This is a genomic window from Pseudomonas kielensis (assembly GCF_014236655.1).
Classification (GTDB): domain Bacteria; phylum Pseudomonadota; class Gammaproteobacteria; order Pseudomonadales; family Pseudomonadaceae; genus Aquipseudomonas; species Aquipseudomonas kielensis.
In genome coordinates this window covers 1-11367 of sequence record NZ_JACMYG010000059.1, presented here as the reverse complement: position 1 = coordinate 11367, position 11367 = coordinate 1, and the positions used below count along the sequence as shown (strand labels likewise).

The following is an 11367-nucleotide window of genomic DNA, read 5'->3' as shown; positions in this document are numbered from 1 at the left end:
AAGGAGCGGCGCATGGTTTTCTCTTCACTGATAAAACCGCGATCTGTTAGTACTGGGTCGTGGAACGGATAACTGAACACCTGTAATCCGGCGACAAGCAGCAGATCCACACCCGAATCGAGTGCCCAATGACTGGTACTGGCCAGTTCGATTGCACTGTGTTGTGGCAACACCAACCCGAGTACCCAGATCAGTGCTATTAAAAAAATTGCTGCTTGCGCTGCATCGGTCACGATTGAGCTGCGTAGACCGCCACGCAGGCTGTAGGCCAGGGTCACTGCGGTGAACAATAAGGCCGCAGCAATGAACGACAGACTGCCGGACTCTCCATAGTACCCCCCTACTACCGCCGTATTACTCCACACCTCATTGAACAGGCGTATCAAAATCGCGGCTGTAAACGCGAGAGCCGCCGCCCGCCCATAGTGACTAGTCAAAAAGCTCACAAGGCTGGTAGCGCCAAAACGTCGGCGTAATCGAAAGATGACGAATCCGGCCAGAGGAATTGATAGCCAGTAGGTCGCATACGCCAGACCACCCACCAGACCATAACTGGCCCCCAGATTGGCAGCATTGGTCACTGATTTTGCAAAAATCCAGCTAATGAAAATGCTGGAGGTCAGCAGCCAGGGCGCTGCACTGCGACCTTTTGCATCTTCTCCGTGAAAAAAGCCTCCTACGGTTACTGCGCGTGGTGACAGGGCGATCATAATCACGCCATAGACCACCAAAAAACCCCAAAAGAACACACCCAGTAAGCTATTCGTCTCCATTAAGATCATCCCTAGTCCTTGAGTGCGCCAGTACAACTTGAACCTTGACCTGCGGTACAGGCGTAGCAATGATCTCGAGTAACAATCGGATTACCTTCTAAACTTTGGGCATTGAGCAAATCACGCAAATGAGGTCGATCGCGACCGATCAGGTCTGACAGTGGTAGTTCGAGCATCTGATTGAAGTCGCAGTCATATAGATAACCCTGCCAGTCGACACTGACCAGGCTGCGGCACATTACGGCTTCGAGATTCTCTGGGCGGTAGCTGTCACGCAACAATTGCATGTAGCTGTTGAATTGACCTTTACTCACCAGGGTGCTGCCAAAGCGGGCAATCGGTTGGTTGGTAATGGTGAGTAGGTGGTTGAAGTGAATACCAAAGTCCTCGGCCAGATGGACTTTGTAGTCTGCTTCAAGCTGCGCCTGAGGTGGGGGAAGATTTGGGCCTTGCGGGTTGTAAACCAAGTTCAAGGTAAGACCACTGCCGTCGATGCCGTACCCCAAGGCATTGAGTTTTTTAAGCCCCTCAATGCTGGCATCGAAAACGCCGTCACCGCGTTGTTTGTCGACGTTTCCCCGTGAGTAGCATGGCAAGGATGCACTGACTTCAACCCGCTGTTGCGCTAGGAAGTCGGCTAGATCCTCATAACCCGGCTCACTCAAAATCGTCAGATTGCAGCGATCAATTACACGTAAACCTTCGCGCCGCGCATGGATGACAATCTCCCTGAAGCGCGGATGCATTTCAGGCGCTCCACCCGTTAGGTCGAGCGTATGAACCGGATGTGCATCAATAACCTGGTGCAGCAACACGAGACTTTCATCGGTCATGGCTTCAGTGCGTGTTGGCCCGGCGTTGACATGACAATGCAAGCAGCGTTGGTTACACAAATAGGTAAGATTGACCTGCAGGGCTTCTAGCTGACCTCGGCGTATTGACGGGAAATCTAGAGCGTTCAGGAGAGGTAAGGTCGCGTGCATAGCAAGGGTTACTCTTGGGAGCTTCTGAGTTTGAGACTCAAGACAGGCCTGCGTTACAAACTAGCCGCTTGTATTTTGCTAGCGATATCGTCAAACCCTCCTAGAACCAGATCAGGCACCACACCCCAAGGATCAAAAATCACCGTTGGATCGCGACGTAGCCAAGCGGTACGCAAACCGTAGTTAGCGGCCCCAATGACGTCGAAAGGATTGCTGGAGACCAGCCAAACCTCTCCTGCGGGCACCTCACATTGTTTGACGAGGTGTTCATATACAATTGGGTCCGGCTTGAAGGACCGCACGTCCTCAACGCTCAATACATCAATAAAGCTCTCTCGTAGCGTTGCATACCGCAAGAGGGCGTCGATGGCAGTTCGACTGCCGTTGGAGAAAGCAAACAGTCGGAGCTTTGAGCTTTGCAAGTCAGCCAGCCCGCCTTTCACGTCATCGAAAGCCTCCAGCTCTGTATAGGCATGCATCGCCTGCTCCTGCTCTGAGGTGCTAAGCGTCACACCATGGCTCTCACAAGCGAACAGAAGGGCGTCATGCGTACAAACAGAGAAGTCCTGATAATCGCGCATCAGTCCTCGTCGAAAGCTGTATTCCAACTGCTTCTGTCTCCAAAGCTCCGAGATAACCACAGATTTTTGGCCAGCCAGCAATCCCAAGGCTCTCTCTACGGATTTTGTGTTGATCAACGTTCCGTAGACATCGAAAGCGATTGTTGGAGTCATCTGGAGATCCTCAGTAGTGACGCTGATGCGGTCATATACGAACCGATCAGTCCAATTATAGGCAAAAAAATATCAGAAATTCGCCATGATTATTTCAATAACTGTAAGAATTTCTTTCCGAGCAATCCCGGATTTGACCTGAGTACGCAAACCACTCATCGCACAATGCATAAAAAGGGCAAGTGACGCGGGGTCTTTAGACTGGGATACCTCGCCACTTATTTTGGCTTGTTCGAAAGCTTCAACGAAGACTTCGCGAAAACGGCGAGTTGCAAGAAATATTAGCTTTTCTACAGATGGGTCATTGGTCGAAAACTCGTTTGCGACGTTCACGAGCATGCATCCACGCGGCCCGTATCCAGGGGCTACGTCCTCAAGAACCGAGTTCAAACAGTTGCGAATGAAAGCCAAGGGGCTGGCAGCCCTGCCCAGCTCCTCACGCATCAAGACAGCTCGCATATCGAAGTAACGGGTAAATGCAGCTTCAAACAAACTCTGCTTGTTACCAAAACTATCGTAGAGACTACTTTTCGACAGCCCAGTAGCTTGCAGTAGATCTTGCAGGCTGGTCGCTTCATAACCTTTGCGCCAAAAAAGCTGCATTGCGCTTTCTAGCACATATTCAGGGTTAAAAATTCTTGGGCGTCCACGATTCATGGGTGGATTATGGACTATTCGGTTCGCTATAGGAAGTGAGCCCCAAACACCAAGTCAGGAAGGATAAAGTCAATTTTTCCAAGGTGTATGAGCACTTAGGTTCCGCGCTATACCCTGCTGCGGCTTTCACTAGTCAATTTCTCCACCGATGTAAGGACGCAAGCGTGCACCATAGCAATGCTTTTGACGCTGAGCGTCCAGCGGAGCTCCGCTGTCGTAGGCGTGCAAATCACTTGCTGAATTTGTTGAGATGTAACAACACGCACTGAAAGTCATCTATGTGAACAATCAACGCTCAACCCAGGTGAGGCACTACCGGAGCACTTGATCACTTTCTTGCTAGGTCAAGTCAAAATGGCTCATGGTTTTGCTGCTGAAAGTGGATGCCTCATTTGGACCTCGAAATATTGCTATTCGTAGCGTAAGGTCCCAGTGCTGCTACTGTGGATGACTTGACGACGTGGTGCTATGCCTATGTTCGCCTCCCAATAACCTTGGCATTGATATGAAAACACTTGCTCGGCTCGGTATCTGCCTTCTGCTTTGCATTGCCCTTCCCTTCAACGGGATTGCGGGGCTTGCTGCGGCCACAGAGCTTTGCCCGATGAAGGCAGCAGGTGCGCCAAGCATCGGCGACAAAGCCCACAATTGTTGTCAAGACGAGGGTAACCGCTCTGACCATGGAAACCCCTGCAAACCCGGCCAGGAATGCAAGACCGGCTGCATGCTGCAAGTACTGATCATAAGAACACCGCCCACAGTACCAACCCGTATTGACGCTCAATTATTCAACGATTTCTTACCCGCCAGAACCCCGCTTGCAGTTTGGCGACCTCCTCGTACCTGATTCCTGTACCACACCGAGTTCCATTCCACGCTAGTGGGATGGCATATCTGCGCGCATATCTAATGAAGCGCGCAGTGAAACATCACAGGAATCGTGAGTATGAATCCCAAACGCTATTGCACAGGGTGGCCCGTCGTGGCTGCCCTGGCGGCAAGCGTACTCGCACTGCCGAGTCTCGCCGCCCCTCTAACACTCGATGAAGCCTTGCGACTGGCCGAAAGCAATGCTCCATCGCTGACCGCCCAAGCCGCCAAACTGCAAGCCGCCAGTAATGCAGCCATTCCAGCCGGCGAACTACCCGATCCCAAACTGCTGCTGGGCGTACAGAACTACCCCATTGGCGGTCCGAATCGTTGGACTATTGACCAGGACTTCATGACCCAGCAATCGGTTGGAGTTAGGCAAGAAGTACCCAATCGTGACAAACGCAAAGCACGTATCGAGGTCGCTGATGCCGCCGTCGATCGAGCAGCGGCCGAAGGTCGTGTCGAGCGCTTGAACGTCCGTCAGGCCACGGCACTGGCCTGGATCAGCAGCTATTCCATCGAACGTAAAGAGGTCCTGTTCCAGGACTTTTACAAAGAAAATCGTTTGTTGACCGAAACCATTCGGGCACAGATCGCCGGTGGTCGTGCCCAACCTGCCGATGCAGTGACACCCAAGCAGGAGGCGGCTCAATTAGCGGATCAACAGGACGACCTAATCCGCCTGCGTGCTCAAGCCCGGGCTGGGCTTAAGCGCTGGATTGGGCCGGCGGCCAACGACGAACCAACTGGTGGCTTGCCGCAATGGCCCGTCGAGACCTCTGGTTACACCCGCAAACTGCAACATCACCCCGCGCTGGCGGCCTTTGTGCCGATGACTCGCGAGGCGCAAGCCAAGGTGCGTGAAGCCGAGGCGGAAAAGCAATCCGACTGGAGTTGGGAACTCGATTACCAACACCGTGGCCGTCAGTTCGGTGACATGGTCAGCGTGCAGTTCAGTTTCGATCTGCCACTGTTTCCCGACTCCCGTCAAAATCCCAAGATCGCTGCCAAACACGCTGAACTGAACCAATTGGAGGCTGAGCGTGAAGTCACTGTGCGTGAGAAAACCCAGCAACTGGAGGAGGACTTGGCCGAATACGAACGCCTGAATCGCGCCGTGCGCCGCAGTCAGGAAAGCCTGGTACCCCTGGCCAAAGAAAAGGTCGGACTGACCATGGCCAGTTACCGCGCAGGGAAAGGCAACCTGACGGCTGTCGTCGCAGCTCGACGTGAACTCATCGAGGTCCGACTCAAACAAGTCGACATCGAAGAGCAGCGAGCCCTGACCAATGCGCGCTTGTATTTCAATTACGGGGAAACCAGCCTATGAGCACTCGAATATGGAAAGCGGCTGTGTTGACTGGCTTGTCGGTCGCCCTAGGGGTTGCAGGCGGCTACTGGTTCGCTCAGCAGCGTATGAGCGCAATGCCTGATGCGCTCGCCGAGCAGAGTCCCAAGACACAAGACCAACGCAAGGTGCTGTATTGGTACGACCCGATGAAGCCGCAGCAGAAATTCGATAAGCCGGGCAAATCGCCCTTCATGGACATGCAACTCGTGCCGCAATACGCTGACGCTGCAACGAATGGCGCAGCCATCAGCATTGATCCAAGTCTGACTCAGAATCTCGGCCTGCGCCTGGCGACAGTCACCCGTGGAGTCCTCGCTTCCAGCCTGGACGTGGTCGGCGTGCTGGCGTTCAACGAACGGGATGTCGCCGTGATTCAGGCGCGTACTGCGGGTTTTGTGGAGCGGGTCTATGCCCATGCTCCCGGCGATGTGCTGAAAGCCAATGCGCCATTGGCGGATATCCTGGTACCGGAATGGGCTGCAGCCCAGGAAGAATTCCTTGCACTTAAACGTCATGGTGATGCTGACTTGTTGGTGGCAGCACGCCAACGGTTGCACCTCACCGGGATGCCGGCGGCGCTGATTACCCAGGTAGAACGCAGCGGCAAGATTCAGCCTAACCTGACCCTCACCAGCCCCATTAGCGGTGTGCTGCAAGAGTTGGATGTACGTACGGGTATGACCGTGGCGGGAGGCGAGACTCTGGCTCGAGTCAATGGCTTGAGTAGCGTCTGGCTAGCCGTGGCCGTTCCAGAGTCGGAGACGGGATCGATCGTCCTCGGTCAAACGGTCGAAGCACGCCTGCCAGCCTTCCCTGGGACTGTGCTCGGAGGCGTGGTCAGCACGATTCTTCCCGAAACCAATCCGGACAGCCGCACCGTTCGTGTGCGGGTCGAACTCGCCAACCCTGATGGGCAACTCAGACCGGGTATGACGGCGCAGGTGCGCTTGAATCGTTCAACCGAGCAAAGCGTGTTGTGGGTGCCGAGCGAGGCCGTCATTCGCACCGGCCGACGCGTCCTGGTGATGCTCGCCGAAGACGCTGGTCGCTACCGACCCGTAGAGGTGCAACTCGGGCAGGAAAACGAAGGAAAAACGGTGGTATTGAACGGTCTGGAGGAAGGCCAGCAAGTGGTCTCCTCTGGACAGTTCCTGCTCGACTCCGAGGCCAGCCTCAAGGGCATCGTCGCGCGAACGCTGGAAATGCCACCACCTCCCGCAACAGCCTCAGCCTTTCATGAGGCGGATGGGCAAGTCGTACAGATCAATAGCAAAGACGTGACCCTCGCTCATGGGCCGTTCAAGACGCTGGGCATGCCAGGCATGACCATGACCTTCCCATTGGCGGACCCTGCGCTCATGCAAGGGCTCAAATCGGGCGACAAGGTTCGGATCTCAGTCAGTCAAACCGACGATGGTTTGCGCGTTGAGCGTCTGGAAAAACTAGGGGGCCAGCCATGATCGCCGCCCTTATCCGCTGGTCAGTGGCCAACCGCTTCCTGGTACTACTGGCCACGCTGTTCGTCACGGTCTGGGGCGTCTGGTCGGTTCAGACCACTCCCATCGATGCCCTGCCGGACCTCTCCGATGTTCAGGTGATCATCCGCACCCCCTACGCGGGGCAAGCGCCGCAAATTGTCGAGAACCAGGTGACCTATCCCCTGGCGACCACCATGCTCTCGGTACCGGGGGCGAAAACCGTACGCGGTTACTCCTTCTTCGGCGACAGCTTCGTTTACGTGCTGTTCGAAGACGGTACCGATTTGTATTGGGCCCGCTCACGAGTGCTGGAGTATCTGAGTCAGGTACAAAGCCGCCTGCCAGCTACGGCCAAACCGGCCTTGGGACCGGATGCCACCGGGGTGGGCTGGATCTATCAATACGCCTTGGTGGATCGCACCGGTGGACATGATCTGGCACAACTGCGCGCACTTCAGGACTGGTTTCTCAAGTTCGAGCTCAAAACCCTACCGAACGTGGCGGAAGTAGCCACCGTTGGTGGCATGGTCAAGCAGTATCAGGTGCAGCTCGATCCGCTGAAGTTGGCCAGCCTGGGCATCACGCAGTCGGAGGTGACCGAGGCGATTGGCAAGGCCAATCAGGAAACCGGTGGCGCGGTGCTGGAGATGGCGGAGACTGAATTCATGGTCCGCGCCTCAGGCTACCTGAAGACCCTCAATGACTTTCGGGCGATTCCACTCAAGCTCGGTGCCGGTGGCGTGCCGGTGACCCTTGGCGATGTGGCCACAATTCAACTGGGGCCGGAGATGCGTCGTGGTATTAGCGAACTCGACGGCGAAGGTGAAACGGTTGGTGGCGTGGTGATCCTGCGCAGCGGCAAGAACGCTCGCGAGACCATTGCGGCGGTCAAGGCCAAACTCGACGACTTGAAAAGCAGTCTGCCGGCGGGGGTGGAAATCGTCACCACCTACGACCGCAGCAAGCTGATCGATCGCGCCGTGGAAAATCTCAGCCACAAACTGCTCGAGGAGTTCATCGTCGTCGCGTTGGTCTGCGGGATATTCCTCTGGCACCTGCGCTCATCCCTGGTGGCCATTATCTCGCTGCCGGTTGGGGTGCTGATTGCCTTCATCGTCATGCGTCATCAAGGGATCAACGCCAACATCATGTCGCTGGGAGGGATTGCTATCGCCATCGGCGCCATGGTCGACGCCGCCGTGGTAATGATCGAAAACGCCCACAAGAAGGTCGAGGCCTGGCACGCGGCCCATCCGGGGGAAGAGCTGAAGGGCGAACATCATTGGCAGGTGATGACCGAAGCGGCGACTGAGGTGGGGCCGGCGCTGTTCTTCTGTCTGTTGATCATCACCCTGTCGTTCATTCCGGTGTTCACCCTGGAGGCTCAAGAGGGCCGCCTGTTTGGTCCCCTCGCCTTCACCAAGACCTACGCCATGGCTGCGGCGGCCGGACTGTCGGTGACCCTGGTGCCGGTACTGATGGGGTACTGGATTCGCGGGCGTATTCCCAATGAACAACAAAACCCGTTGAACCGTTGGCTGATCAGGATCTATCAACCGGCCCTGGACGCGGTGCTGCGTCGGCCCAAAATCACCATGCTGGTGGCGCTACTGGTCTTTCTCAGCGCGCTATGGCCGATCTCTCGCTTGGGTGGCGAGTTCCTCCCTGCGCTGGACGAGGGCGATCTGCTCTATATGCCTTCGGCCCTACCGGGGTTGTCAGCGCAGAAAGCGGCGCAGCTGCTGCAGCAGACCGACCGCCTGATCAAGACGGTGCCCGAAGTCGAGCACGTCTTTGGTAAAGCTGGCCGCGCCGAAACTGCCACCGATCCGGCACCGCTGGAGATGTTCGAGACCACCATTCAATTCAAGCCGCGCGAGCAGTGGCGCCCAGGAATGACCCAGGAAAAGCTTGTGGAAGAGTTGGATCGGGTGGTACGTGTCCCTGGATTAACCAACATCTGGATACCGCCAATCCGCAACCGTATCGACATGCTCGCCACCGGGATCAAGAGCCCGATTGGGGTGAAAATTGCCGGCACCAACCTGACGGAGATCGATGCGGCTACTCAGGCTGTCGAACGCGCGGCTAAGGACGTACCCGGGGTCAGTTCGGCCCTGGCCGAGCGACTGACCGGTGGCCGCTATATCGACGTGGATATCGACCGCAAGGCGGCCGCCCGCTACGGACTGAATATTGCCGATGTGCAGTCGATCGTGGCAGGGGCTATTGGCGGCGAAAACATCGGGGAGACCATTGAAGGGCTCGCCCGCTTCCCGATCAATGTGCGTTACCCCCGCGAGTGGCGTGACTCGCTCGGCGCCCTGGAGCAGCTGCCGATCTACACCCCCTTGGGGAGCCAGATCACCCTCGGCACGGTGGCGAAGATCAAGGTCAGCGACGGCCCGCCGATGCTCAAGAGCGAAAACGCTCGACCTTCTGGCTGGGTGTACATCGACGTGCGTGGTCGGGATATTGCCTCAGTGGTCGCCGACCTGCGCCGGGTCGTCAGTGAACAAGTCAAGTTGCAGCCAGGCATGAGCCTGAGCTACTCGGGTCAGTTCGAGTTTCTCGAACGGGCCAATGCAAGGCTCAAGCTGGTGGTGCCAGCGACGCTACTGATCATTTTCGTACTGCTTTACCTGACGCTCGCCCGCTTCGACGAGGCCTTGCTGATCATGGCTACCTTACCGTTCGCACTGACTGGCGGGGCATGGTTCCTCTATCTGCTGGGATACAATTTGTCAGTGGCCACCGGTGTCGGCTTTATCGCCTTGGCCGGTGTGTCTGCCGAATTTGGCGTGATCATGCTGATCTATCTGAAGAACGCCTGGGCCGAACGTGAAGAGCTTGGTGACAACACTGAGCGTGGGCTAATCGATGCGGTTCGCGAAGGCGCGGTGCAGCGGGTTCGACCCAAGGCCATGACAGTGGCCGTGATCATTGCCGGCTTGCTACCCATCCTCCTGGGTAGCGGTACCGGCAGCGAAGTGATGAGCAGAATTGCCGCCCCCATGGTCGGCGGCATGATCACCGCGCCACTATTGTCCCTGTTCGTTATTCCGGCGGCCTTTCATCTTTTACGTCGTCGCCACCTGAAACGTTGAACTGACTGTAAATCCGAGATGGTTGAAGTGAAAGGATTAGCTAGAACCTGATCTAGCGGATCCTTTCACCCAGTCCAATTGAGCCGTGTCGGTACCTGCCAGAACCAACAAACGCGACGTAGGCATGAAGTCTATGCAGCTGTCCGCCAATCTGGGCATGCACTCAGTACTCGAAAAAGCCATTCGCTATGGCATAGTCGGCGCGGCGAGAAGCGCTCCACCCTGTAACGAGGCAACAAGCGGGCAGGAAATGTTCCCCTCCCTCGAGTGGCAAGCACGCACAAGCTCAGATAGGGCAGCCTCCATACGTTTCAAGTCTGCCAGCTTCTCTCGCACGTCTTTAAGCCTGTGCTCTGTCAGGTGGCTGGCTTCCTCGCAGTGAGTACCGTCCTCCAGTCGCAGTAATCCAGCAATCTCGTCCAGGCTGAAGCCTATACGCTGCGCTGACTTTACGAATCGTAACCGCGCTACATCCGCGCCTCCATAACGGCGAATGCTGGCGTAAGGCTTATTGGGGTTGTCTCAGAATTCGGAAAATAAAGCACGCTAAGGCGTAGTCAACCCGTGACTCCCCCCGCGCCGACACCGTGAGCTTCGTTCCGTCTTGTAGTGACGCAATGAGCGGGCAGGACACGTTCCCCTTTCGCGCATGGCAGGCGCACACCAGTTCAGACAGCACGGCCTCCATGCGCGTCAAGTCGGCCATGTTCTCGCGCACGTCCTTAAGCATGTGTTCCGCCAAGCTACCAGCTTCCTCGCAATGTGTTCCGTCATCTAGCCGCAGTAGCTCGGCGATTTCATCCAGAATGAAACCCCGCCGCTGGGCCGATTTCACGAAGCGCACCCGCGTTACATCCGCCTCGCCATAGGGCTTGTCTGGTTCCGGCAGCAGTTCCTTGCGCTGATAGAGCTGGATGGTCTCCACATTGACCCCGGCTGCCTTGGCGAAATTGCCGATGGTCAGGTTCTCCAAATTGTGTTTGATGCCGCTTGATTCCGTACCTGACTACGGGATTAACCTTAACCCATCGATCAAATGCTCGAAAGGAGAAATGCATGTCTGAACCATCAAACGGGCGCGCCCCTCTTGTCGCCGGGGGGCTGGCGGCGATTCTCGCCTCGACTTGCTGTCTTGGGCCGTTGGTTCTGATCGCACTGGGATTCAGCGGGGCCTGGATCGGCAACCTGACGGTGCTCGTGGCGTTGTTCTTCGCCTGGCGGCGCATTTTCCGGCCAGTACAGGCATGCAAGCCGGGCGAGGTGTGCGCAATTCCGCAGGTGCGGACCACCTATAAGCTCATTTTCTGGATCGTTGTCGCGTTGGTCTTGGTCGCGCTCGGTTTTCCCTATGTTGTGCCATTTTTTTACTAATCAGGAGTTCACCATGAAAAAACTGTTTGCCGCCCTCGCT

General features: G+C 56.3%; 9 protein-coding genes and 1 pseudogene. 4 read left to right on the top strand and 6 right to left on the bottom strand.

The annotated features are described in order from the left end of the window. The 4 genes from H7995_RS27675 to H7995_RS27660 form a co-directional block, all read right to left on the bottom strand. Positions 1–773: sodium:solute symporter family transporter (locus H7995_RS27675; RefSeq protein WP_425312261.1), on the bottom strand; the 773-nt coding region annotated here is incomplete at its 3' end. Positions 774–784: 11 nt separating this feature from the next. After that, positions 785–1756 carry an arsenosugar biosynthesis radical SAM (seleno)protein ArsS gene (arsS, locus tag H7995_RS27670; RefSeq protein WP_137807353.1) on the bottom strand — a complete coding sequence of 324 codons (972 nt, stop codon included), beginning with the start codon at positions 1754–1756 and terminating at the stop codon, positions 785–787. A gap of 53 nt (positions 1757–1809) precedes the next feature. Then, positions 1810–2490: a haloacid dehalogenase type II gene (locus tag H7995_RS27665; protein ID WP_137807354.1), complete on the bottom strand. Its 681-nt coding sequence runs from the start codon at positions 2488–2490 to the stop codon at positions 1810–1812. 72 nt (positions 2491–2562) lie between these two features. Further along, complete coding sequence (locus tag H7995_RS27660) at positions 2563–3147, bottom strand: TetR/AcrR family transcriptional regulator (protein ID WP_238347437.1); 585 nt, start codon at positions 3145–3147, stop codon at positions 2563–2565. A gap of 946 nt (positions 3148–4093) precedes the next feature. Here H7995_RS27660 and H7995_RS27655 point away from each other — a divergent pair. From H7995_RS27655 to H7995_RS27645, 3 genes are read left to right on the top strand one after another with little or no spacing between them, the layout of a single operon-like run. Next, positions 4094–5350: a TolC family protein gene (locus tag H7995_RS27655; RefSeq protein ID WP_137807356.1), complete on the top strand. Its 1257-nt coding sequence runs from the start codon at positions 4094–4096 to the stop codon at positions 5348–5350. Then, positions 5347–6831: an efflux RND transporter periplasmic adaptor subunit gene (locus tag H7995_RS27650; RefSeq protein WP_185819293.1), complete on the top strand. Its 1485-nt coding sequence runs from the start codon at positions 5347–5349 to the stop codon at positions 6829–6831. The genes H7995_RS27655 and H7995_RS27650 overlap by 4 nt, the downstream gene beginning before the upstream one ends. Next, positions 6828–9956 carry an efflux RND transporter permease subunit gene (locus tag H7995_RS27645; protein ID WP_185819292.1) on the top strand — a complete coding sequence of 1043 codons (3129 nt, stop codon included), beginning with the start codon at positions 6828–6830 and terminating at the stop codon, positions 9954–9956. The genes H7995_RS27650 and H7995_RS27645 overlap by 4 nt, the downstream gene beginning before the upstream one ends. Before the next feature lie 186 nt (positions 9957–10142). Here the strand turns inward: H7995_RS27645 and H7995_RS27640 are convergent. Together H7995_RS27640 and H7995_RS27635 are read right to left on the bottom strand one after the other, a co-directional pair. Continuing rightward, positions 10143–10472: pseudogene (locus H7995_RS27640) on the bottom strand (MerR family DNA-binding protein); the annotation flags it as partial. After that, the gene (locus tag H7995_RS27635; RefSeq protein ID WP_185819294.1) at positions 10465–10941 is read right to left on the bottom strand and encodes a MerR family DNA-binding protein; all 477 of its coding nucleotides are present in this window, start codon (positions 10939–10941) and stop codon (positions 10465–10467) included. The pseudogene H7995_RS27640 and the gene H7995_RS27635, both read right to left, overlap by 8 nt. A gap of 71 nt (positions 10942–11012) precedes the next feature. Between H7995_RS27635 and merT the strand changes: the two genes are divergently transcribed. Next, on the top strand, positions 11013–11327 hold the full coding sequence (gene merT / locus H7995_RS27630) for a mercuric ion transporter MerT (RefSeq protein WP_185819291.1): 315 nt from the start codon (positions 11013–11015) through the stop codon (positions 11325–11327). Positions 11328–11367 lie beyond the last annotated feature (40 nt).